23 protein-coding genes are annotated in these 23,700 nt (G+C 60.4%); 16 read left to right on the forward strand and 7 right to left on the reverse strand.

Annotated elements, in window-relative coordinates; translation table 11 throughout:
• Window positions 1-13: 13 nt before the first annotated feature.
• Window positions 14-658: a pyridoxamine 5'-phosphate oxidase family protein gene (locus ACQZ6J_RS23250; RefSeq protein ID WP_449085780.1), complete on the reverse strand. Its 645-nt coding sequence runs from the start codon at window positions 656-658 to the stop codon at window positions 14-16.
• A 76-nt stretch (window positions 659-734) separates the two neighbouring features.
• The gene (locus ACQZ6J_RS23255) at window positions 735-1,286 is read right to left on the reverse strand and encodes a carboxymuconolactone decarboxylase family protein (RefSeq protein WP_449085781.1); all 552 of its coding nucleotides are present in this window, start codon (window positions 1,284-1,286) and stop codon (window positions 735-737) included.
• A 100-nt stretch (window positions 1,287-1,386) separates the two neighbouring features.
• Between ACQZ6J_RS23255 and ACQZ6J_RS23260 the strand changes: the two genes are divergently transcribed.
• Window positions 1,387-2,307 carry a LysR substrate-binding domain-containing protein gene (locus ACQZ6J_RS23260; protein ID WP_449085782.1) on the forward strand — a complete coding sequence of 307 codons (921 nt, stop codon included), beginning with the start codon at window positions 1,387-1,389 and terminating at the stop codon, window positions 2,305-2,307.
• A 256-nt stretch (window positions 2,308-2,563) separates the two neighbouring features.
• Window positions 2,564-2,866 (forward strand): hypothetical protein, encoded by a 303-nt coding sequence (locus ACQZ6J_RS23265; protein ID WP_204326695.1) that lies wholly within the window; start codon window positions 2,564-2,566, stop codon window positions 2,864-2,866.
• Between the two features lie 66 nt (window positions 2,867-2,932).
• Here the strand turns inward: ACQZ6J_RS23265 and ACQZ6J_RS23270 are convergent, their stop codons facing one another.
• Entirely contained in the window at window positions 2,933-3,790 is an 858-nt protein-coding gene (locus tag ACQZ6J_RS23270; RefSeq protein WP_449085783.1) for a LysR family transcriptional regulator, read from the reverse strand.
• Between the two features lie 481 nt (window positions 3,791-4,271).
• On the opposite strand from ACQZ6J_RS23270, the gene ACQZ6J_RS23275 reads away from it, so the two are divergent.
• From ACQZ6J_RS23275 to ACQZ6J_RS23285, 3 genes are read left to right on the forward strand one after another with little or no spacing between them, the layout of a single operon-like run.
• Complete coding sequence (locus tag ACQZ6J_RS23275; RefSeq protein WP_449085784.1) at window positions 4,272-4,865, forward strand: ankyrin repeat domain-containing protein; 594 nt, start codon at window positions 4,272-4,274, stop codon at window positions 4,863-4,865.
• Window positions 4,866-4,875: 10 nt separating this feature from the next.
• Entirely contained in the window at window positions 4,876-5,349 is a 474-nt protein-coding gene (locus ACQZ6J_RS23280) for a nucleoside deaminase (protein WP_163989232.1), read from the forward strand.
• Window positions 5,350-5,352: 3 nt separating this feature from the next.
• Window positions 5,353-6,576 carry a cyanate transporter gene (locus tag ACQZ6J_RS23285; RefSeq protein ID WP_449085785.1) on the forward strand — a complete coding sequence of 408 codons (1,224 nt, stop codon included), beginning with the start codon at window positions 5,353-5,355 and terminating at the stop codon, window positions 6,574-6,576.
• 177 nt (window positions 6,577-6,753) lie between these two features.
• Here the strand turns inward: ACQZ6J_RS23285 and ACQZ6J_RS23290 are convergent, their stop codons facing one another.
• Window positions 6,754-7,506 (reverse strand): GGDEF domain-containing protein, encoded by a 753-nt coding sequence (locus ACQZ6J_RS23290; protein ID WP_163989228.1) that lies wholly within the window; start codon window positions 7,504-7,506, stop codon window positions 6,754-6,756.
• 209 nt (window positions 7,507-7,715) lie between these two features.
• Window positions 7,716-8,408, reverse strand: coding sequence for a GntR family transcriptional regulator (locus ACQZ6J_RS23295; protein ID WP_449085786.1), 693 nt, complete (start codon window positions 8,406-8,408; stop codon window positions 7,716-7,718).
• Window positions 8,409-8,602: 194 nt separating this feature from the next.
• On the opposite strand from ACQZ6J_RS23295, the gene ACQZ6J_RS23300 reads away from it, so the two are divergent.
• The 3 genes from ACQZ6J_RS23300 (at window position 8,603) to ACQZ6J_RS23310 (ending at window position 11,946) form a co-directional block, all read left to right on the forward strand.
• Window positions 8,603-9,631, forward strand: a complete 1,029-nt coding sequence (locus tag ACQZ6J_RS23300) for an amino acid ABC transporter substrate-binding protein (protein ID WP_449085787.1) — start codon at window positions 8,603-8,605, stop codon at window positions 9,629-9,631.
• 69 nt (window positions 9,632-9,700) lie between these two features.
• Entirely contained in the window at window positions 9,701-10,849 is a 1,149-nt protein-coding gene (locus ACQZ6J_RS23305; protein WP_449085788.1) for an amino acid ABC transporter permease, read from the forward strand.
• A gap of 2 nt (window positions 10,850-10,851) precedes the next feature.
• Window positions 10,852-11,946 carry an amino acid ABC transporter permease gene (locus ACQZ6J_RS23310; protein WP_449085789.1) on the forward strand — a complete coding sequence of 365 codons (1,095 nt, stop codon included), beginning with the start codon at window positions 10,852-10,854 and terminating at the stop codon, window positions 11,944-11,946.
• Between the two features lie 142 nt (window positions 11,947-12,088).
• Here the strand turns inward: ACQZ6J_RS23310 and ACQZ6J_RS23315 are convergent, their stop codons facing one another.
• Entirely contained in the window at window positions 12,089-12,787 is a 699-nt protein-coding gene (locus tag ACQZ6J_RS23315; RefSeq protein ID WP_163989219.1) for a GntR family transcriptional regulator, read from the reverse strand.
• Between the two features lie 203 nt (window positions 12,788-12,990).
• On the opposite strand from ACQZ6J_RS23315, the gene ACQZ6J_RS23320 reads away from it, so the two are divergent.
• From ACQZ6J_RS23320 to ACQZ6J_RS23345, 6 genes are all read left to right on the forward strand, one after another.
• Window positions 12,991-13,932: an ABC transporter permease gene (locus tag ACQZ6J_RS23320; RefSeq protein WP_163989217.1), complete on the forward strand. Its 942-nt coding sequence runs from the start codon at window positions 12,991-12,993 to the stop codon at window positions 13,930-13,932.
• Window positions 13,932-14,804 (forward strand): ABC transporter permease, encoded by an 873-nt coding sequence (locus tag ACQZ6J_RS23325; RefSeq protein WP_449085790.1) that lies wholly within the window; start codon window positions 13,932-13,934, stop codon window positions 14,802-14,804. The genes ACQZ6J_RS23320 and ACQZ6J_RS23325 overlap by 1 nt, the downstream gene beginning before the upstream one ends.
• A gap of 16 nt (window positions 14,805-14,820) precedes the next feature.
• Window positions 14,821-16,413: an ABC transporter ATP-binding protein gene (locus tag ACQZ6J_RS23330; protein ID WP_449085791.1), complete on the forward strand. Its 1,593-nt coding sequence runs from the start codon at window positions 14,821-14,823 to the stop codon at window positions 16,411-16,413.
• A gap of 31 nt (window positions 16,414-16,444) precedes the next feature.
• The gene (locus ACQZ6J_RS23335; protein WP_449085792.1) at window positions 16,445-18,040 is read left to right on the forward strand and encodes an ABC transporter substrate-binding protein; all 1,596 of its coding nucleotides are present in this window, start codon (window positions 16,445-16,447) and stop codon (window positions 18,038-18,040) included.
• A gap of 69 nt (window positions 18,041-18,109) precedes the next feature.
• Window positions 18,110-19,264 carry a M24 family metallopeptidase gene (locus ACQZ6J_RS23340; RefSeq protein WP_449085793.1) on the forward strand — a complete coding sequence of 385 codons (1,155 nt, stop codon included), beginning with the start codon at window positions 18,110-18,112 and terminating at the stop codon, window positions 19,262-19,264.
• A 17-nt stretch (window positions 19,265-19,281) separates the two neighbouring features.
• Complete coding sequence (locus tag ACQZ6J_RS23345; protein ID WP_163989208.1) at window positions 19,282-19,920, forward strand: flavin reductase family protein; 639 nt, start codon at window positions 19,282-19,284, stop codon at window positions 19,918-19,920.
• Between the two features lie 66 nt (window positions 19,921-19,986).
• Here the strand turns inward: ACQZ6J_RS23345 and ACQZ6J_RS23350 are convergent, their stop codons facing one another.
• The gene (locus tag ACQZ6J_RS23350; protein WP_449085794.1) at window positions 19,987-21,057 is read right to left on the reverse strand and encodes a LacI family DNA-binding transcriptional regulator; all 1,071 of its coding nucleotides are present in this window, start codon (window positions 21,055-21,057) and stop codon (window positions 19,987-19,989) included.
• Window positions 21,058-21,232: 175 nt separating this feature from the next.
• On the opposite strand from ACQZ6J_RS23350, the gene ACQZ6J_RS23355 reads away from it, so the two are divergent.
• The gene (locus ACQZ6J_RS23355) at window positions 21,233-22,063 is read left to right on the forward strand and encodes an ABC transporter substrate-binding protein (RefSeq protein WP_432444388.1); all 831 of its coding nucleotides are present in this window, start codon (window positions 21,233-21,235) and stop codon (window positions 22,061-22,063) included.
• A 104-nt stretch (window positions 22,064-22,167) separates the two neighbouring features.
• Window positions 22,168-23,694 carry an amino acid ABC transporter permease/ATP-binding protein gene (locus ACQZ6J_RS23360; protein ID WP_449085795.1) on the forward strand — a complete coding sequence of 509 codons (1,527 nt, stop codon included), beginning with the start codon at window positions 22,168-22,170 and terminating at the stop codon, window positions 23,692-23,694.
• Window positions 23,695-23,700: the final 6 nt, after the last annotated feature.

Here is a 23,700-nt window from a genome sequence, read left to right on the forward strand (position 1 = left end):
GACGCGCTATCTTTTATTGCTGGGCGGAAGCAGCGCGATTGCGCTCAAGCTCCAGCTGATGGATCTGCTGTTCGAGCCTGGCAATCACGCCGTCTTTCTCGGCCAACGCCGCCTGGACCGCCGCTGCCTCGAACATCTGCGGAATGTGCTGGGGACAGTTGGCATCCCAAGCCGCCACGTCGAACAGGATCACCTGCTCGACGCGCGCCTTGTACCCCTCCGGAAACAGCCGCCCGGCCAGCGCTTCGTCCCCTTCGACCACCCTTGCCTTTCCCCAGATCTTGACGCGCTGGCGATAGGCATAGTCGATGAGGAAAAGATGGGCCTTCGGATTCTCTTCCAGGTTCCCCTGCGTGATGTACTGGCGGTTTCCGGCAAAATCGACGAACGCGATCGTCTGGGTGTCGAGAACCCTCAGGAAACCCGGCGGCCCGCCACGGTGTTGAACATAGGGCTGGCCTTCGGCATTCGCCGTCGCCAGGAAAGCCGTCGTCCGGCTTTCGATGAAGGCCTTCAGGTCCGTCGAGATTGCGGTCTGCCACGAACCTCCCGTCTCCATTCGTTCATAGGCTCGCCGGGATCCTTTGCGAACCTGGATCGCCTTCACTATTGGACTGAACGCTATATCGCTGGCATGGCCAGAATTCGTCTCGGACATGGTCTCACCTGATTGGGCGGGGCTTGTTGTCGATCACAGAGATATGCCGGCCGCACAAACGAGCGGCCGGCCTGCATCAGACGGCTTTTCCAGCCCTGACAATCGGAAAGTCGATGTCCGTGTCGGCGACCTTGTTGATGTAGTTTGTCCATGTATTCAGGGCGACATGCAGCACGATCTCGATGATCTGGGCGTCATCGTAGCCCGCAGCCCTGACGGCCTCCACGTCGTCCTGTGTGACGCCGCCGCGCTCGCGCGCAACCTTGACCGCGAAGATGATCGCGGCCTCGGCCTTCGGATCGGTGGACCGTCCCTGCCGATTTGCTTCCATTTCGGATGCGCTTAGTTTGGCCAGGGTCTCACCGAGATAGCTATGTGCCGAAAGGCAATAGTCGCAACCGTTAACCTCGGCGACCGCCAGCGCTATGCGGTTCCGTGTCTGGACCGAGAGCTTGCCCTTAGAAAGCGCCCCGAAAAGACCAAGGTGGCCTTCCAGCGACTGGGGACTCACCGCCATCAGGCGAAAGAGATTCGGCGCGACGCCGAGTTGTTGCTTGACGGCGTTCAGCAGGGGCCGTGATGCCGACGGTGCCGCTTCGATAGAGGCGGGAATGGCAATGCGGGACATGGGATTTCCTTTCTTCGTGACCCGCGACAAAAGTTAGATACTTTCGAATTCCGCGACTATCGGCTATAAATGGGAATGATCCTCTCATTTTATGGAAATCATGCCAGACCGCCTCGAAGCCATGTCGATCCTCGTATCCGTCGCCGATGAGGGCAGTCTCTCGGCAGCGTCGCGCAGACTTGATCTTCCGCTTGCCACCGTCAGCCGCAAGATTTCGGAACTTGAGGCACATCTGGGAACACGCCTTTTCCAGCGCGCGGGACGCGGCCTGATCCTGACGGAAACCGGAAGGGACTACACGTCCGCATGCCGCCGCATCCTGGAGGATGTAACGGAAGCCGAGCGTCTGGCGTCCGGCGAGTTTCGTGCGCCGAAGGGCAATCTCGTCGTCACGGCGCCGCTTGTCTTCGGCCGGCTGCATCTCCTTCCCGTCATTGTCGAATTTTTGAAGACTTATCCCGAGATCGACGTTCGTCTGATCCAGTCGGACCGGCTTTTCGATCTTCCCGAGGAGCATGTGGACCTGGCGGTGCGCATCGGCAAACCACCCGACAGCAGTCTTCTGTCACGCAATATCGGAACCACCAGGCGCGTCATCTGCGCCAGCCCCGGCTATTTGATGGAGCATGGCAGTCCCCAGAAACCGGATGATCTGCAACAACATGTCTGCGTCAGCTTCGAAGGTTTGATGTCGACGCAGTCATGGTCCTTTCGAAAGGACCGATCCGAAGAGAATGTGGCAATCCATTCGCGCCTCGCCGTCAACACCGCCGAGGCCGCCATAGATGCCGCCGTCGCCGGGCTCGGCCTGGTTCGCGTGCTCTCGTACCAGGTTCAGGATCTCGTCGCGCAAGGGCTCTTGAAAACGGTGCTCGACGAGGCCGAACAAGACCCCTGGCCCATCAGCATTCTTTACCCGTCACGCGGGCTGGTTCCGCAGAAGGTAAGGGTCTTTCTCGATTTCGCGACACGCGGGTTGAAGCGCCGCCTCGATCCGCCTGCGAGCCATGCCCATGATTGAGACACCGCAACGGGAAGGATACGAAGACTGAAATAATCCCAACAGCCGGCTATATCGAGCGTGCAAGGATGCTTCTATGTTTTCTGCGCTCGCGCCACAGGCGAACATCGGCGCTCGTCATCCAGCCCGACGACCCGATTTGGAGACACACATAGAAGGCGTGGGATCCTTCAGGCGCAACATTTAAGGGAGAAATTTTACTCCTCGTTCACCTTATGATTACTAAGGTCGCCTTGCCAATAACAAGGAAGTACCGATGAAGAAGATTTTCATTGCCGTCGTTGCCGCTGCAACGCTCGCAGCGCCTCTTGCCAATGCGCAGGAATGGCCCCGTCGCCACCATGACCGTCATGGAGACGTGCATCGCAACGCTCCCCCGCACGGACCCGGACGTCCCGGATGGGGACCGCATCGCGGCAAGGACGTGCGCGGTTACTATCACGGCTATCAGGGTTACCGCGATCGGCGGCCCGGCTATCGTCGCCACAGCGACGGCCTCTGGTATCCTGCAGCCGCATTTGCACTCGGTGCGATCATCGGCGGCGCCTTGAACAACTAAGCATCGACGCGACGATAAAATACACAGAAAGCCGGAGCCATGCTCCGGCTTTTCATCCGTCTGCGATCATGATCGTGCGGAGAGTTGATAACGCTCGGCCAGGACCGCGGACATGAGCTCGACAAGCTCGGCAACGCGGCCGGTCTTCTCCCAGGAGTAGATCGACGTGACCATTGCCGTCTCCATACCCAGAAACCCCGCCGGCCGGATATCATAGTCCTTGACCGTGCTGATCGGAATCAGGGAGATGCCAAGGCCGGCTTCGACGGCAACCAGCACGCTATTGAGGCTTGTACTGGTAAAGGCGACATAGAAGCGGCGGCGTTCACGTTCCAGACGCTCGAACATCGTTTCACGATAGAGACCACCCACGGAAAAAGCGACCAGTGGAATGGGATCGACCCAGATGCGGGGCGATTTTGCACTTTCAAACCAGCCCACGGCCTCCGGAAAGCTCGCCCGATGATCGGCGCTTGCCGTCGTCTCCTTGACGACCACGATGTCGAACTCGCCAGTGCGAAAGCGTCTGGTAAGATCACGGCTGAGACCGGTCGTCACATCGAGGCGGATCTCGCGATGCGCTTCCGAAAAGGACGCGAAGGTTTCGCTCATCGGCAAGGTGACGATGTCGTCTGGAAGTCCAATACGAATAGCGGCCGTGCCGGCAGGATCGGCAAGCAGCGTTTCAGCCTCGTGTTGCAACGAGAGAATGCGCCGGGCGTAGCCTAGAAGCCGCTCGCCTGCCTCCGTCGCCCTGACGGGGCGATCCGTTCGATCGATAAGGACGCGGTCGACCGCCTGCTCGAGACGGCCAAGCTGCTGGCTGATCGTCGATTGGGTCATATGCAGCCGCTCGGCGGCGGCGGTGAAGCTTCCGGTATCCGCTATGGTGACAAAGGCACGCAACAGGCGTTGATCCAACATGATCCATCAGACCTTCAAATGATCGGGTTGCGACATGCTATCCGAACTTTTCACATCCACATCCTATCCTTGTATCATGCACAATATGAATATGATCTATGGAAACATTTAATTTCAGAATGTCGGCAATTTCACCTACATTCGAGCCGGCTCCCGCGCCGCCCAGCTGCGACCAGGCGAGTCCAGCCCCTCGAGCCGGACTATCTGTTAAGGACAATCGGGCCGCACGCAAACATGACAATCAAGAGAGTTGTGATGACGAAACCGATGTTTCCTGCCGCCTGCGCAATGCGGCTTTGCCGAGGTTCTGGCAATCGCGGCAGTCGATAAGCCCAAAGGCACGTTGAAGCGGCGTATCGGCCGCCGCCCCCTAAACACTATTGAAAACAGGAGGAGATGATAGGTGCGAAGAAGACTCGCCATCAGCGTTATGGTCTTCATGACATTTATCGTTACTCCGCTTTTTGCATCGGAACGGACAATGAGCGAGGCAAAGCTATTTGCGGCGGCTTCCAGCGATGATATCGGCGAGATCCGGACACTTCTTGCCGGCGGCGTGGATATCGATGCGCGAAACAAATCGGGCGAAACCCCGCTGCTGGTCGCAACACATAAAAACAACATGAAGGCGGCCAAGGCATTGATCGAGGCCGGCGCGGACGTGAACGCCAAGGACATGATCCTGGACAGCCCCTATCTGTATGCCGGAGCGCGCGGCCATCTTGAAATCCTGAAGATGACGCTTGGCCATGGTGCGGATCTCAAAAGCACGAACCGGTTCGGCGGCACAGCCCTCATCCCGGCTTCGGAACGCGGGCATGTCGAGACGGTTCGAACGTTGATCGAAGCGGGCGTCGATGTGGACCACGTCAACAACCTCGCCTGGACCGCCCTGATCGAGGCCATCATCTTGAGCGATGGCGGAGAGCGGCATCAGCAGATCGTTCAAGCCCTGATCGATGCGAAGGCCGACGTCAATCTTGCCGACGGTGAAGGAGCGACGCCTCTCCAGCTCGCCCGCAGCCGCGGCTACGCGACAATCGCCGACATTCTCCTCAAAGCCGGCGCAAGATAAAGAGACCACCATGAACAAGGAATCGCCATTCCTTTGCGAAGCGATCGAACTCGCCTACTCGAATTCCGAACAGGGCGGTCGTCCGTTCGGAGCTCTCGTCGTTAAAGACGACAACGTCATCGCAACCGGCGTCAACGAAATCCTCAGCACCAACGATCCGACGGCTCACGCGGAGATGACCGCCATCCGTCTCGCCAGCCGGAAGCTCCAGTCAGCCAGCCTCAAGGGATGTACCGTCTATGCCAGCGGCCACCCCTGCCCCATGTGCATGGCGGCGATGCGGCTGGCGGGCATAGATCGGGTCGTTTATGCCTACTCCAATGACGACGGCGCGCCGTTTGGCCTTTCGACCGCAGCGATCTACGAGGATCTGGCCAAGCCCTTCGCCGAGCAGTCGATGAAAATCGACCATGTCGCGGTTCGCCTGAAATCACGGCCCGACCTCTACGCCGACTGGAAGCGCCGGCAGGAAACCCGAGCTTAAATTATGGAAAAGACCACCCTGCCAACTTCCACGGGCCCGCTTCTGCTGGCCGTTGCGATCATCGGACTCAACTTGAGGCCTTTTATCACCAGCATCGGGCCGCTTGCCGCCGATATCCGGGCGGAAACCGGCCTTGGGCTGCAGGGCATGTCCCTTCTGACGCTTGTGCCGATGATCCTGATGGGGCTCGTCGCCTTCGTCGGCCCCTCGCTTCAAAGCGGAATAGGCGCACGCCGGTCGATAATCGCGGCGCTTGCCGTGCTGGGAACGGGATCGGTCCTGCGTCTCTTTTCCAACTCGGGCTGGGCGCTGGTGGCAACGGCGGCGGTGATCGGTTTCGGCGTCGCAATCGTGCAGGCTGTATTCCCGGGCGTCATAAAACGCATGTTTCCGGCAAACGCCGCTCGCGTCATGGGCCTCTACTCCTCGATGCTGATGGGCGGCGGCGCATTCGGGGCAAAAGTCTCGCCGCTCATCGCCGACACGACAGGCGACTGGCACATGGGCCTCGCGTGGCTTGCCATCCCCGCCGTGGTCGCCGTCTTTCTCGCCTGGGTCTATCTTCCATCGGATGACCAATCCGGGCCGGCCGGGAATGTCGCATCAAGATTGCTGAGGCGCCCGCGCACCTGGCTCCTGATGGCCTGTTTCGGGCTCGTCAACGGTGGTTATTCTTCCGCCGTCGCATGGCTGGCGCCGTCTTATCAGGCACAAGGATGGAGCGGCCCCGCAAGCGGAAGCCTGCTCGCAGTCATGGCCGTATGCCAGGCCGCGTCGGCGCTGTTCTTTCCCATGCTGATCGGCCGGGACGGCGATCGCAGAAAGTGGGTATGGCTGACGCTCCTGTTTCAAGCGGCGGGCTTTGCAGGCCTGGGGTTCTGGCCACAGCTTGCGCCCTCGGTCTGGGCCGCATTGATCGGCGCCGGGCTCGGCGGTTGTTTCGCGTTGTCGATGGTGGTGGCGCTAGACCATCTGGCGGTCCCCGCGCACGCCGGGGCCTTGTCGGCCCTGATGCAGGGCGGCGGCTTCCTGATCGCGGCTATTCCGCCATGGATCGTCGCAGTTCTGCATGATCTGACAGGCGGCTATCAGGCTGGCTGGATGCTCCACCTGACAAACGTGATGATCGTCATGGTACTGACGTATCGGCTGGCCCCACACACCTACGAAAAGGCGCTGCCGATGACGAAAGAGGTCGCGATACGCGATCCGAAATGCATCGCGTAGCGCCATTCACCAGGAAGCCGGCCTCTCCACGCTCGATGTCCTCGATCAATTCCAGGAAAGGTGCATAACGGTTTTCCGTCCGGCATTGCGTGAAAACAAAAGGATGGAGCGTTTTCGCGGTTCGAAGAAAAGCGGAAAGGCTCAGGAGCCCTTCAGATTGAGTTTCACCGGTCCCTATCACGCGTCGGAAGCGGCAAATGCAACCATATTCCTGCCGTTTGCCTTCGCCGCATAGAGATTCCTGTCCGCGGCATCGAGACACTTTTCGGCATCGAAGCCTGCTTCGCACCATACCGCGCCGATGCTTACGGAAACGCGCACGATCGCTCCGGAAGACACGCGAACGTCCAGATGCGCGATGGCCAGCCTGATCGCCTCGGAGCGTTCGGGCATGTCTTCGGCCGACAGTCCGCCAAAGAAAAGCACAAACTCCTCGCCTCCCAGGCGACCCGCGAGGTCGTCGCGGCCGCAATGAGCATTCAGCACCTGGCCTGCACAGCGCAGAACCTCATCGCCGGCCGCGTGCCCGTATCGATCGTTGATCGACTTGAAATGGTCGAGATCGAGAAACAACAAACCTCCCGACATGCCCGATTTGCCGAAGCCGTCCAGATCCTCCTGAAAGGCCTGGCGATTGAGAACATTCGTCAGCCCGTCGCGCCGTGACTGCAGCCGTAGCTCCTCATAGGCGCTGGCAAGCCGCAAGAGCGCATCTGCTGCCCGCGCTTCGGCTCTCCGAAGCTTTTCCGACTGACGAAAATGGAAGGCGGAAACGGGGATCGCTATGGTCAACGGGCAAAGGATGGCCATCATCAACCCAAGGCCGTCAACCTGGCCGCCGAGAGCCGGAACGATGCTGAAGCAGATCGCCAGGGACGCCGCGAGGGATAGGAAGCCGGTCAAAACGGCTTTGATCAGAACAATGCGCATAGCAAAACCGCTGGATCAATTGCACCCAGGTCCATTAGCTATGATTTCCTTAAGATCCTCTACGCGAATACGTAAAACACCATTCATTTGCGGAAAGGATTGCCCCACCGGCAGATTTGCCTGGATCACTGGATAGAAACTCCGGAAGGCTGCAAAGCGGCTTAGCCGCCAGTGCCTGCCCTACTTTTACTCCATCGCTGCGACGGCTGCTATGACGACCGTCTCAAGGCGTAGTGCTTGAGAATATCGACCATGTTGCTGTCCGAAGGGACTTCCCGCAGATCGGCGCGCTCCGCCACGGAATCCAGATGATGGAGCAGCAATTCCTCGGCCGCCTTGCCATCCCCGGACATGAGGGCCGTGATGATGCGTTCATGCTCGTCCACAGCGCATTCCGTTGAATGGTTGCGGGCAAAGCGGGCAAGAATGAGGGAACAGCGTGAAACCACCTCGCGCACGAAGCGGGTCAACGACGGCGAGCCCGTGAGTTCCGCCAGAAGTATGTGAAACTCACCCGTCAAACGAATGGACAGAGACGAATTACTGGATTTCGCCTGCTGCTCGGATCGAACGTGGGCACGAAGCCGGTCGCATTCCTTCTTGCTGAGCTGTCCGGCAAGCCTGCGAACGACTTCGGCTTCCAGCATGCGCCGCAGCGAAAATATGTCCCGCGCCTCTTCTGCCGACGGCGCGGCAACGGATGCGCCCTTATTGGCCTCTATGTCCACGAGCCCATCGCCACGCAACTGCTGAAGTGCGGCCCTGACACTCGTGCGGCTGACTTCGAACTGCTCCGCGATGACGTCCTCGGCCAATTTTGTTCCCGGCTTGAGGGCCTGCTCGAGAATGGCCTCGCGCAACGCGTTGTACACAAAATTGGCGCGGCTCGGCTTTTTTTCCACGTCTGTCAATTCCCCACCCCGGCATCGGCGGCAACAGAATCACTGCCGTGCCCAACCTTTACAAGAATATCAGCGCGGCTTCAAAACGCGATGTTGTATTACGTATACTTTCATTGTATACAACCAATGTGTGCGAAGTTTAACCATGCGGGGGAGCATGGCGTCGCGCATATCTGAAAATGGGGAGGAAATTTATGAAATATGGGATCTTGTGGGCTGGCGTCGCTTGCGCGTTCGCCACGCTGGGCATGTTGACTCCGACGATTTCCCGGGCCGACACGCTCGATACGGTAAGGCAGCGCGGCAAGGTGGTATGCGGCGTATCGCTTGCCAACCCTGGCTTCGCGGCACCGGACGACAAGGGGCGGATGGAAGGCTTCGATGCCGATATCTGCCGCGCGGTCGCTGCCGCGGTGTTTGGCGATGGCGAAAAAGTGGAGTTTGTTCCGACCAACATCAATACTCGCTTCCAGGCGCTTCAGTCCGGCGAGATCGACATCCTGTCCCGGCAGACGACGCTGACCTTTTCCCGCGATGCCTCGCTCGGCCTCGATTTCGGCCCTTACGTCTTTTTCGACGGCCAGGGACTGATGGTTCCGAAATCACTGGGGATCACCAGCGCCAAGGAGCTGAAAGACGCCGCGATCTGCACCCTGCCCGGAACGACCACGGCTCAAAATCTCAGCGATTTCTTTGCAGCCCAGGGTGCCAAGTTCGAAATGGTGGTATTCGAGAGCCCTGACGAAAATCGCGCCGCCTTCTTCAGCGGCCGTTGCGAGGCCATTTCCTCCGATCGTTCCGACCTAGCCTCGATCCGAGCGGTTGCCAACAACCCCGACGACTACGTGGTTCTTCCCGAAACCATTTCGAAGGAACCGCTCGCGCCGGCAGTTCGGCAGAACGATTCCAACTGGCGGGACATCGTATCCTGGTCCATCTGGATGCTGATGGCTGCCGAAGAGAAGGGCATCAGCCAGGGCAACGTCGACGAAAAGCTGAAAAGCGACGACCAGGAAACCCAGCGCATGCTCGGCGCGACGGACGAGCTCGGCCCGATGCTGAAGCTGGACAAGAAGTGGGGCTATAACATCATCAAGTCGGTCGGGAACTACGGTGAGATCTTCGACCGCAATCTCGGCGAAAGGACCCGCCTGGGCCTGACGCGCGGTCCGAATACGCCATGGAATGCCGGGGGCCTGCTGTATGCCCCGCCTTTCCGCTAAGGAAACCGGTCCCGTATTCGGCATTCCGAATACGGGACATCCCTGGCCCTCGAATTTTCGGAAGAATGCATGACCTTGCTTCATGACGTGCGGTATCGCGCGCTGTTCTATCAGTGCCTGGTGGTCGCGCTCGTCGCCGCACTCGCCTGGTCCATGTTCACGACGGCGAGCCAGAATTTGGCCAAGCAGGATATCGCGACGGGCTTCGGCTATCTGTCAAGACAGGCAGGCTTCGTCATCAGCGAAGCGGCGATCGACTACCAGCCGAGCGACACTGTCGCGCGTGCCTTGCTGGTCGGCATCGCCAATACCGTGAAAGTCTCGCTGTTATCGGCACTATTCGGCACCTTCATCGGCTTGCTCGTTGGTATCGGGCGAATGTCGCGCAATCCATTGCTGCAGCGCTTGATGCTTGTCTATGTCGAGCTGCTGCGCAACGTTCCTTTGTTGCTGTATCTGCTCTTCTGGTATGCGTTGGTCATAAACGTGTTACCACCGGTTCGTGCGGCGCTGGAAATAGCTCCGCATGTCTATCTTTCCAACAGCGGGCTTGCCGTTCCCGCCGTCTCGGCTGTGGATGGCTTTGCTCTTCCATTGGCTGCGATTGTCATCGGGCTGATGGCAGCCGTTCTCGTCCATCGTATTGCATTGCATCGCCGTCTCGCTCACGGACAACCCAATTATGGCGGCACAATTGCCGTTGCCGTTGCCGTCGCTCCGCTCCTGCTGGTCTGGCTTGTATACGGAGTCAACTTGAGCTGGGACAATCCCCAGCCAGGTCGCTTCCGCCTGAGCGGCGGCCTGCAGATCCGGCCTGAATTCGTGGCGCTTCTCTTCGGCCTCGCGCTCAACGTGTCGGCAAACGTAGCCGAGATCGTACGGGCCGGAATTCAAGCCATCGGCAAGGGGCAATGGGAAGCCTCGATGGCGCTGGGCCTTTCACGCGGCCGTGCAATGCGTTTGGTCGTGTTGCCGCAGGCGTTGCGGATCATGATCCCGCCGCTCACGAACATATATCTGACCGTCTTCAAGAATAGCTCGCTGGCGATCGCTATCGGCTATCCCGATCTTGTCATGGTGTCGAATACCATCATGAACCAAACCGGACAGGCCATGGAAACGATAGCGGTGTTCATGGCGGTATATCTCGGCCTTTCCATTGTGATCTCACTTCTCATGAATTGGTCCAATGCCCGCATCGCGTTGAGGGAGCGCTGACGATGGCCGATATGGATCTGCAATTGACTGCCGTTGCATCGGAACGGCCACCCAGACGGCAGGCCCAGTGGATACGGACATGGTTCGGGACACCCAGCAACACCGTGGTTACGCTTGTCTGCGCCGGCGCCTTGTTCACACTGGGAAGGCTGGTGATCGATTGGCTGCTTGTAAACGCCACATTCGCCGGAACGCCGGCCGACTGCAAAAGCGCCGCGGGTGCGTGCTGGCCGTTTCTTGCCGCCAAGCTGCGCTATATGCTGTTCGGTTTCTATCCCTTTGAAGAGCAGTGGCGGCCGCTTCTGGCATTGATCCTGTTCGTCGGCGCCGCCCTGGTGTCGATGCTGCCGCGGCTATGGGGGCGGGCCCTGCTTGGCGCGTGGTTACTGGTGCTGATGCCGGTGCTTTATATTCTCATGGCAGGAGGTTTTTTCGGCCTGATGCCCGTGCCGACCAGCCAATGGGGAGGCCTGCCGCTCTCGTTCCTGCTCTCCTTCGTCGGGCTGGCCTGCGCTCTGCCCTTGGGAATCCTCCTGGCGCTCTCCCGCATATCCGATCTGCCGATCATCCGCATCCTCGCGATCAGTTTCATCGAGATCGTGCGCGGCGTTCCGCTGATCAGCATCCTGTTCATGGCCACGGTGATGCTGCCCCTGTTCATGCCGGACGGCATCACGATCGACAAACTGGTCCGGGCGCAGGTTGCGATCATCATTTTCGCGGCCGCCTATATCGCCGAAATCGTCCGTGGCGGCCTGCAGGATATACCGAGGGGGCAGAGCGAGGCCGGATCGTCCCTGGGTCTGCATTATTGGCTGGTCATGTACAAGATCGTACTTCCACAAGCCATGAAGAAAGTCATCCCGCCGCTGGTCGGCCTGTTCATCGGCTTTTTCCAGGACACGACGCTTGTGACCATCGTCGGTCTTCTCGATTTTCTCGATACGGTGCGGTCTGCGATGCGCGACCCTGCCTGGCAAGGCATTGCGGTCCTGGAGGGCTACCTCTTCGCAGCCGCCGTCTATTTCGCCTTCAGCGCATTGATGGGCAGCTACAGCCGGTTTCTGGAGCCCTATTTCAGGACGACGCACGACTAGGAACGGTCAGCCCGGCTTAATCGCCGTCTCGACATCGGCCCGCTGCGATGACGGATCGGACCGTGGCGGCGTGCGCGAATGGCCGAACTCCGCCGTCGACCGGCGGGCATCGGCAAAGCGCCCACCCGGACTGCACCATTGCCTAACCCAGACCTTCCGCCGTGGCATAGGCGGAAAGCACATCCCTGATATCATCCTGTTTGGGCAGGACGGCGCGGGTGGTTATGGAATCGAGATGATGGGTCATGAGAGCGGTTGCCTCGGCCGTGTCGCCGGCAATCAGCTTGTCCAGCAGATCCCGATGCTCCGATACCGCACACTCGGAGGAATGCGGTCTTCCGTAAAGCGCAAGGATCAGCGAACTGCGCCCGACCAGTTCGTTCACGTAACGAATGAGGCTGGAATTGTTCGTCATCTGCGCAAGAAGCGTGTGGAATTCACCCGCCAGGCGGATCGATGTGGCATGCTGCGCTCGGGCGGAATCCTCTGCCTCTATGTGAGCCGAAAGCGTGTCGATTTGATCCCGCGTCAAATTGCCTGAAAGCGTTTCCACCACCAGCCGTTCCAGCGCCATGCGCGTCAGGAACAGATCGCGGCCCTCCTCCAGGCTGGGCCGGGCAACCGCCGCTCCCTTGTTCGGGCGCAACTCGACCAGCCCTTCCTGGCTCAGGCGAACCAGCGCTTCGCGGACGAGGGTCCGGCTGACACCCATTCGCTCACCGATCGAATCTTCCGGCAACTTCGACCCCGGCGGCAATGCCTGGTCGATAATCGCTCGCTTCAACGCGCGGTGAACAGCCTGGGAGCGGCCACCGCCAGCATCGCTCGCTTTGTCTGCCATTCCGGATCTCCAACCTCTGGGCTCCTCCTCGAATTGCATACGACCATTGTGTGTGTCCAGCCTTTTTTGACCCGCCGTTTCGGTTGGTATTTGCCGCTTTATTTTCGCGGAACTGCGAATGGCACTTTACGAAACAGAGATTGCATGCATAAAATAACACAAATTGCATACAATAATAAATCAGAAGAAGCGGGAACTATTGCATGCTATCGTTCATCGCCAAGAGAATCCTGAGCCTGATTCCAGTGATTCTGATCGTCTCCATCGTCGTTTTTCTGCTGTTGCGACTCAGCCCGGGAGATCCCGCCGTCGTCATCGCGGGCGACAACGCCGATGCAGCGACGATCGAGAGAATCCGCGCGACCCTCGGACTGGACCAGCCACTGTTGACCCAGTTTATCCTTTGGGTCGGCTCGCTTTTGCGCGGTGATCTTGGCGTGTCGATCTTCTCGAACATTCCCGTCACCGATCTTATCTTGCAGCGCCTCGAACCCACGGCCTCGCTTGCCCTGACGACGATCTTCTTTTCGATCCTGATTGCGGTTCCTCTCGGCACGATAGCCGGTGCCACGGCTGGAAGCTGGCTGGATCGGGCGTTGATGCTCATCTCCGTCCTCGGGTTTTCGATCCCGGTCTTCGTGCTGGGCTACTGCCTCATCTATGTCTTCTCGCTGCAGCTGCATGTGTTGCCGGTGCAGGGGTTCACCAGCATCCGGCAGGGGATCTTCCCTTTCCTCTCCAATATCGCGCTGCCCACCATGACGCTGGGTCTTGCCTATCTCGTGCTGATCGCACGCATCACGCGCGCAAGCGTTCTGGAAATGATGGGTGAGGATTTCATCCGAACCGCGCGGGCCAAGGGTGTGAAGGAACGGATCGTCGTGACACGGCACGCCCTGCGCAACTCGGCAATACCGATCCTGACCGTCATCGGCATCGGCGTTGCGCTTCTGATCAGCGGCGTGGTGGTGATCGAGACTGTCTTCAACATTCCCGGTGTCGGCCGCCTTGTCGTGGATGCGATATTGAAGCGCGACTATCCCGTCATCCAGGGGGTCATCCTCGTATTTTCCGGCGTCTATGTCCTCGTCAATCTGGCGATCGATATCGGCTATGCCTTCCTCGACCCGCGAGTACGCTACTGATGAACAGCCCTGCTTCGTCTTCCGTCGCCCCGGTCTCCCGAAAGCCCTGGCTTCCGGCGCCTCTATCCCATCCGTCCATCCTCATCGGCGGATTGCTCGTTGCGGCGATCGTCATCGCCGCGATCCTTGCTCCCCTCCTCGGAACCGTCGATCCCACGCGGATCGCGCCGGGCATGAGGCTGAAGCCGCCCTCAGCCCTCGCCTGGTTCGGAACGGACCTGTTCGGGCGCGACGTCTACAGCCGTGCGGTCTACGGTGCGCGCAGCTCGATCCTCATCGGGCTTTGCGTCGCGACGGTGGCGCTGACTGCCGGCGTCACGATCGGGTTGGTGACGGGCTATTTCCGCTGGGTGGACGCCGTGGTGATGCGCATCATGGATGGCCTGATGGCAATTCCCACATTCCTGCTGGCCATCGCTCTCGTCTCGCTGACCCACGCCGGCATCGCAAGCGTCGTCGCCGCGCTGACGATCCCCGAGATCCCGCGCGTCGTCCGGCTGGTCCGCAGCGTCGTGTTGACCGTGCGCGAGGAGCCGTTCATCGAGGCGGCCATCTCCGTCGGCACGCCGACCCCGAAGATCCTCGTGCGCCATATCCTGCCCAGCGCCTACGCACCCTTGATGGTGCTCGGCACCTACATTTGCGCCTCGGCCATTCTGATCGAGGCGGGACTGAGTTTCCTCGGGACGGGATCGCCGCCGGAAATTCCAAGCTGGGGCAACATGATTTCCGAAGGCCGCACCTTTTTCCAGGTCGCTCCCCGCCTGGTCTTCCTGCCGAGCCTTTTCCTGGCTCTCACGGTGCTTGGTATCAACCTGCTCGGAGATGGGCTGCGCGATACGCTCGATCCCCGGATCGCAAAACGGATGTGAGGGAATTTCGATGAAAATGACCCCACCAGTCATCGAGGTCGAAAACCTCGCCATTTCCCTTCCCGGCAGCGGCGATCGCGGCTTTGCCGTCGATCACGTCTCCTTCTCGGTCGCCGCCGGCGAAATCGTCTGCGTCGTTGGAGAGTCGGGGTCCGGAAAGTCGGTGACGGCACAATCCATCATGGGGCTGTTGCCGAAGGTCTTCCCGAAGCCCGCCGGACGCATCCTGTTCGAAGGCGAGGACATCACCAGGGCAACTCCCGCCGAAATGCGGGAGCTGCGCGGGCGCAGCATCGGCATGATCTTTCAGGAGCCGACGACGGCGCTCAATCCCGTTCAGAGCGTGGGCAAGCAAATCGACGAGGTTCTGAGGACCCATCTGTCGCTATCGTCCAGGGAACGCTTCGAGAAGGTTCTGGCCGCCATGGCGGAAGTTCACCTGCCGGAGCCGGAAAGCCTGTATCACGCCTTTCCGCATCAGCTCTCCGGCGGCCAGCGGCAGCGCGTTCTCATCGCAGCCGCATTGATCCTCCAACCGAAATTGCTGATCGCGGACGAACCGACGACGGCGCTCGACGTGACGACGCAGGCGCAAATTCTGGCGCAAATCCGCGACCTTCAGCGCCAGCGCGGCATGGGTGTGCTGTTCATCACGCACGACATCGGCGTCGTCCGCGAAATCGCCGACCGTGTGGTTGTCATGAGAGCCGGCAAGATGATCGAGCAGGGCGCGGTCAACCAGGTGCTCGATGCGCCGGCCTCCGACTATACGCGCATGCTGATTGCCTCGGTTCCCACGCTCGAACCGAAGCGAAACGGGCATGTCGTCACCGGCGCCGTCGCTCTCAAGGCCGAGGCGCTCACGAAGACATATCGAAGCGGCGGCCTGTTTCGCAAAGCCCGAACCGTCCATGCCCTTCAGGGAGCCTCCCTTTCCGTTCGACGCGGGGAAACGCTCGGCATCATCGGCGAATCCGGCTCCGGCAAGTCGACGCTTGCGCGTTGCATCATGCAGTTGATCGAGCCTTCATCCGGCACCGTGGAATTGCCGCAGGTCCAGGGCGACCGCACTTTGCGTCAGCGCATGCAGATGATCTTCCAGGATCCGTACAGGTCGCTCAACCCGCGGCGCACTGTCGGCCAATCGATCATCGAGGGGCCGATGAACTTCGGACGAAGCCAGGCCGAAGCGCTGGATCGCGCACGCGAACTCATGCAGCTCGTCGGGCTGGAGCCGCACGCGGTGGATCGCTTTCCGCATCAGTTCTCCGGAGGCCAGCGGCAGCGTATTTCGATTGCGCGGGCGCTTGCCATGGAACCCGACATTCTGGTGGCGGACGAGGCGGTGTCGGCGCTCGATGTCTCCGTTCAGGCGCAGGTCCTGCGCCTGATCGACGATATCCAGAAGCGCTTCGATCTGGCGATCCTTTTCATCACCCATGATCTGCGGGTGGCGGCCCAGATCTGCGATCGGCTGATCGTGATGCATCGCGGCGAAATCGTCGAGCAGGGATCCGTCTCCTCCATCTTTGCCGCTCCCGCGCATCGATACACGCGCGAACTTCTTGCCTCGATACCCGGCAGGGCGGAGCAGAAGCTTCCGGCCTGAGAAAACGACCTGAACAAAAAGGGGAATGACAATGATCAACTCGATAAAGGCCTCATGCAGGACTTTGCTTGCCTCGGCATTCCTGCTGTCAAGCCTCGGCGCCGGTGCCGCCTGGGCGGAAACCACACTCCGGATCGTTCCAAGCGCCGACCTTCAGGTTCTCGATCCCATGGGGTCGACGGCCGATATCGTGAAGATGCACGGCTTCATGATTTACGACACGCTCTACGCGCTCGATGAACATTTCAAGCCGCAGCCCGAAATGGTCCAGGACATGCAGCTATCGGCGGATAAGAAGACGTATCGCTTCACGCTGCGCGACGGGCTGAAATGGCATGACGGCCAGCCGGTCAAGGCCGAGGATTGCGTCGCGTCGCTGAAGCGCTGGCAGGCGCGCGATGCCGCCGGGCAGCTGATGGCGCGCGAGCTGAAGGAAATGCGGGTCATCGACGACAAGACCTTCGAGCTGGAATTCAAGGAGCCCTACGGCATCGTCCTGGAATCTCTGAGCAAGGTGGCCTCGAACGTCCCCTTCATGATGCCGAAGCGCATCGCCGAGACCGATCCCTACAAGGAAATCACCGAATATATTGGCTCAGGCCCCTACAAGTTCGACAAGGCCCAGTGGATCCCCGGCAGCAAGATCGTCTACGAGAAGTTCGCCGACTATGTTCCCAGGCCGGAACCCGCCAGCGGCCTGGCCGGCGGCAAGGTCGCGCAGTTCGACCGGGTCGAATGGGATATCATCAAGGATCAGCAGACGGCCCTGTCAGCCCTGATGAGCGGCGAGATCGATTTTTGGCAGAACCCTTCGCTGGATCTTCTTCCGATCATCGAAGCCGCCGGCAACCTGAAAACCCAGGTCATCAACGAGACCGGCACGCAGGGCACGCTTTTCTTCAACCACACGCAGCCGCCCTTCGACAATCCGAAAGCCCGGCAGGCGATGTTCTACCTGACCAACCAGCAGGCCTACCTCCAGGCGGTCAACGGCAATCCGGATTACTACAAGACCTGTGCCTCCTTCTTCATATGCGGCAGCCCGATGGAGACCGAGGCCGGGCTCGATTCCCTCAAGGCGCCCGATCCCGAGAAGGCCAAGGCGCTTTTCAAGGAAGCCGGCTGGGACTTTTCCAAGCCGATCGTGATCCTCGACCCGACCGACGAGAGCATCGTGCATCCGGAAACGGTCGTGACGGTGCAGGCAATGCGCGATATCGGCCTGACGGTCGACGTGCAGGCCATGGACTGGGCGACCGTGTTGAAGCGCCGGAACTCCACCGAGCCGACGGACAAGGGCGGCTGGAACCTCCTTCATTCCTATGTCGGCGGACAGGTCGTCGCCAATCCGGTCTGGAGCATCACCTTCTCCGCCGCCTGCGAGAAGGGCATTTTCGGCTGGCCTTGCGACAAGACGCTTGAAGATCTGCGCCTGAAATGGGCCCTTGCCGACGGCATCGACGCACAGAAGGCCGTCGCGGCGGAATATTCCAAACGCGCCTTCGAAACCGGGCATCACATCCCGCTCGGCCAGTGGAATACCTTCGTGGCGTATTCGAACAAGCTTTCCGGTGTGCTGACGACGCAGGATGTTCCGGTGTTCTGGAACGTCAAGAAAAGCGACTGATGCAACGCCGAGGACTGCCGGCCTGACGCCGGCCGCCATCAGATCGACCATCCAACAGCGAGCAGAAACATGCCGACCGACTTCGACCGCTTGCCTTTCCAACCGAATGAGTACCTGGCACGCAGGGACGCGCTGCGAAAACTCATGGCCGAGCATGGCATCGATGCCTGTGTGCTGAACTCGACCGAGAATATGTATTACCTCACCGGGTTCGGATCGCTCGCCCATGGCGCAACCTCCCTGATCGTTCGAGCCGACGGCAAGGCGATCTGGGTGATGCGCCTGACGGAACTCAGCAATATCAGGGCCCTCAAGGGCAAGATCTGGGCGGATGAAGGCGTCGGCGTGCGGGACGGCCAGGACTATTCGACCGTCCTCGATCGCACGCTCGCCGATTTCGTGCCCGGCAAAGCCGTCATCGCGGTCGAATACGGGACCGTGCAGACGGCTCTGCGCGGCTTCGTTGGTCCGAAGAATGGGGCTATCCTCAACGCTTCCGGGCTTGTCGAACAGCTGCGCCGCGTCAAAAGCCCCGCCGAAATCGAACTTCTGCGGCGCGCAGGCCAGATCGCCGCGCAATCGTGCCGGGATGGCTTCGAGGCACTGCATGAAGGAATGACCGATGCGCAGCTTGCTGCAGTCGTCACCAACAGCATGCTCGCCAACGGCAGCCACCGGCCGGCAAAGATGGCGAATGTCTGCGCAGGCCCGCGCACGGCTCGCGCCCATGTCACCTGGTGCGGGGCACCCATTGCGCGCGGGGAACTGGTCAATATCGAGCCTGCCGCCTCCGTCTTCGACTATCATACGCCGATCTTCCGCTTCTACTCGATCGGAGCGCCGTCCGACCGGGTTCGCCGCATGTTCGATGTGTGCAAGGAAGCCCTCGACGAAGGCTTCGCCCATGTTCGCCCCGGAATGACGGCGCACGAAGCCGCCCGTCTGTTCGAAGGCGTGATCGAACGCCGTGGCTTTGCCGAATGGATGGTCACGCGCCCGGCCTACAGCATCGGCGGCTCGTTTCCGCCTGGCTGGGGCGAGGACGACGTCATGGCGATCCGCCGCGATTTCGATGCCGTTCTCGAGGAAGGCATGTGCTTCCATGTGACCCCCTGCCTCTACGAGGATGGCGTCGGTTGCGTCGGCGCCAGCATGCCATGCGTACTGACCGCCAGCGGATTTGAATCCCTGAGCGGCGACGAAGCAGTTTTTGGTGTCAAATGAACAACAACGCTATCCATATGAATGAGAACCGAGCCGCTCCGAGCGACAGGACCGCCTTCGATTTCACCAGGCTTACCGCGCATGAACGCTATAAGCTGATGATCGGCACGATCATCCCGCGGCCGATCGCGCTGGTGACGACGGTCGATGAACACGGCCGATACAACGCGGCTCCTTTCAGCTTCTTCAACTGCCTTTCCGCCGATCCGCCGATCGTGGCGATCGGAGTCGAAAACAAGCCGGACATGTCCTTCAAGGATACCGGTCACAACATCCGGATGACGGAGGTCTTCACCGTCAATATCGTCTCGCATGCCATAGCCGAGGCAATGCACGTCTGCGGCGCGAAATACCCGAGAGGCGTCGACGAGATGGCGGAGGCGGGCCTGACGGCCCTGCCCGGAAAAATGGTTGCGTCACCCTGGATAAAGGAGGCCCCCGCCGCATTCGAATGCCGCAGGCATATCACGCTGGAGCTGGGCAAATCGCGCCAGATCATCATGGGCGAGATCGTCTTTGCGCATTATCATGAAGGCGCGGTGGACGAGGGCTTGCATGTCGATCCAAACATCATCGACTCCATCGCGCGGCTGGGCGGCGATACCTGTTCGACGATCCGCGACAGGTTCGAGATGCTGACCCCCAAGTTGGCATAGGCCATGGCCACGGCAAAAGCGGGAACCCGGTGCCGGTTGAGCGAAGCCGCAACCCGCCGGATGGTCTCAGCTTGCCTGCCCGACCGAGCCGCGTGAAATCAACGTCGTCTGAATGGTAAAATGCTGGCTGGCTTCAGCCCCTCCGTCGATCCGGGCGATCAGCCGTTCCGCTGCGCGTCTTCCCATCTCATATACCGGCTGGTCCACCACGGTTATGGGTGGCGTGGTGACTGTCGTCCAGTCTGCGTTGAAGAATGAAATTATCGATATATCGCGGGGAACCGACAAACCGCGTGTCTGCAGCGAGCGAAACACCTCGAGGCCGACGACGCTATCCGAGGCGATGATCGCGCTCGGCCTCGGCGTGCCGCCGAGAAGGTGAGCGACGACCGCGTCCGTATGGTCCTGGTCGACGGCTCCCAGCCGAACGAGGCGGTGGGCATCCTGCACGCCGTTGGCCGACTGTGCGGCAAGAAATCCTTCGACGCGGCGAAGGACCGAAGTCGCGGGAAGCTGGCTCTCGTCGGTGAAATATTCCCCGACCTCGCCTTCCCGAGCGGTGACGTAGGCAATATGCCGATGTCCGAAACTCTGGAGATGACGGGTCGCCATCATGGCCGCGTCGCGGTCTGCCCCCGTCACGGCATCGACCTGCAGCGCCGGGATCGCACGGTCGAACAGAATCAGCGGAACCCCCACGCCGACTGCATCGCTGAGATGCTCAGACGCACCGCAATCGGAGGGGGTCACGATCAGACCGTCCACGCGTCTTCCGATGAGGAGGTCGATGGCGGCCTTCTCCGCCGAAAGCTCTTCCCCTGAATTCGCGATGATGACATTGAAGCCCGCGGTTCGCGCGACGTCGCTGATGCCGCGGACCGCCAGGCTGAAGAAGGCGTTCTCGATGTCGCCGACGACGACGCCGATCGTGCCCGAACGGCCGGTCGTCATGCTCCGGGCAAGCTCGTTCGGCCTGTACCCCAGCACCGCTGCGGCAGCCGTAACCTGGCTTCGAACCTTGTCGCTGACGGTGCCATAGCCCCCCAGAACGCGAGCCGCGGTGGCTTTGGATACTTTTGCGCTTTTGGCGACGTCTGCGACGGTAACGGGCCGCTTCGAAGGGGCGAAATCTTTCATGCACCACGACTACAAGAGTTATTGACGGGTCGTCAATTGACCTATATCAAATTCGATGTGAGACCGGTCTCTTTTTAAATGAGACCGGTATCTTTACCAGAAATCGCCGATTCCTGTCGGCGATCAAAATCGATTGAAGTGCCAATAAGAGCAACTTTCAGAGCGGAGAATGACAATGTTTAAACAGAGCCTATGGGCGGCCGTCACGACCCCGGTTCGGGCCGGCATTGCCGCATGCCTACTCCTTGCCGCGGCCTCCGGATCGGCGATCGCCGCCGACAATCCGTATGGCCTCATCGATCCCGGCGTGATCAGCGTCGGAACGATGGGGGACGCGAAGCCCTACACATTTACGACCGCGGACGGACAGTTCACGGGGTTCGACATAGAACTGTTCCTGAATGTGGCCTCGCGGATCGGTTTCCCCAAGGAGAAGGTGACGTTTACCGGCCAGGAATTCTCCGCGCTGCTGCCCTCCGTCGCCAACCAGAGATTCGACGTTGCCGTCGCCGCGATCGGCACGACCGAGGCGCGCAAGAAGACCGTCGATTTCTCTGACGGCTATCTGGCCGGCTATCTCTCCGTCCTGACCGCCGATGGCAGCATAAAGGATGCCGCCACACTGAAAGGCAAGCGTCTGGGCGTCGTGCAGGGTACGCTGCAGGAGGCCTATGCGACCAAGAACTTCACCGGCACCGACCTCGTCAAATTCCCTGACAACAATTCAGCCGTAGCCGCTCTGAACAATGGAACGGTGGATGCCCACTTCCTCGACTACGAAGCCGCCAAGCAGTACGGCGAACGCTATCCGACCCTCAAGATCGCGGTGAATATCCCGTCATTCGACGCCCCGGCCGGCTTCGTCGTAAGGAAGGGCAACGATGCGTTCCGGGAAGCTCTGAACAAGGGGCTACACGAAGCCATGCAGGACGGCACCTGGAAAACGCTCTACGAAAAGTGGTTCCCCGGCTCGCCCATGCCGGACCAGTATCTTCCCAAGAAGTGACCGGTAGAGCCGCCCGCGCAAGCGGGCGGCCGAAAACCTGTCCCGCCGGAGCATAAGGCAGGATGACGCGGCCAACCGCCGCGCGATAACTCATGGGGAATTGGATGGACTGGCTCGAAAATCTTCGCCGCAGCTTCCTCGATTGGGACGCCATGGCGGAAGTGCTGCCAAGCATGATCACCGTCGGCCTGAAGAACACGCTTATTCTGGCCGCAGCCTCGACGATTTTAGGCGTCGTGATCGGCATGATCCTGGCGGTCATGGGCATATCGCAATCCCGCTGGCTGCGACTGCCCGCACGCATCTACACGGATATCTTTCGCGGACTGCCCGCGATCGTGACCATTCTGATCATCGGCCAGGGATTCGCCCGTATCGGCCGCGAACTGTTCGGCCCGTCTCCATTTCCGCTCGGCATCATTGCGCTGAGCCTGATCGCCGGCGCCTATATCGGCGAAATTTTTCGCGCGGGCATCCAAAGCGTCGAGCGCGGACAGATGGAAGCGTGCCGGGCGCTGAGCATGAGCTACGGCCAGGGAATGCGCCTGATCGTCATTCCGCAGGGGATCAGGCGCGTCCTTCCCGCCCTGGTGAACCAGTTCATCGGCAACGTCAAGGATTCGAGCCTTGTCTACTTCCTCGGGCTTCTGGCCTCGGAACGCGAGATCTTTCGCGTCGGACAGGATCAGGCCGTCGTCACCGGCAATCTTTCTCCGCTCCTGCTTGCGGGCATCTTCTATCTCGTCATCACCGTTCCATTGACGCACCTCGTCAACTACATCGATCAACGCCTTCGCATGGGCAAGCAGGGACATTCGACGGGCGCGGCGAGCGGTCTCGTGGAAGTCAGCGAGCTGAAGGCGGCCAAGACGCCGCCGGCCGTTTCCGAAGCGGGCAAAAAGGTTGCCGGCGGCTCGCTCGATATCCGTGGCCTCAGTATGAGCTACGGTCACCTCGACGTGCTGAAGGGCGTCGACCTGGCAATCCCGCGAGGTTCGGTGACCTGCATCATCGGGCCTTCCGGATCGGGGAAATCGACGCTGCTGCGATGCCTGAACAGGCTGGTCGAGCCAAAGGGCGGCGACATCCTTCTCGATGGCGAAAGCATCCTGACCATGAAGCCGGAAGCGCTCCGTCGGCGCGTCGGCATGGTGTTTCAACATTTCAACCTCTTCCCCGACCATACCGCGCTTGAGAACGTCATGCTGTCGTTGCGCAAGATCAAGGGCATGTCCCGCAGCGAGGCCCGGCGTATCGGCGAGGCTAGGCTTGGCGAAGTCGGCCTGATCGGCCGGAAGGATCATCGTCCGGCCGGCCTGTCCGGCGGCCAGCAGCAACGCGTGGCCATTGCCCGGGCTCTGGCCATGGATCCCGAAGTCATTCTCTTCGACGAGGTCACGAGCGCGCTCGATCCGGAACTCGTCAAGGGCGTGCTCGACCTGATGGCCGATCTCGGCCGGCAGGGGATGACGATGGCGGTCGTCACGCATGAGATGGGGTTTGCCAGGCGGGTGGCCGACCAGGTCGTCTTCATGGACGAAGGCCGCATCGTCGAAGTCGGATCGCCGACGGAGATTTTCGACGCCCCGAAAAGCGATCGGCTTCGCCGCTTCCTGGCGGAAGTTCTGTGATCGAGG

The organism is Rhizobium sp. A37_96 (genome assembly GCF_053521765.1).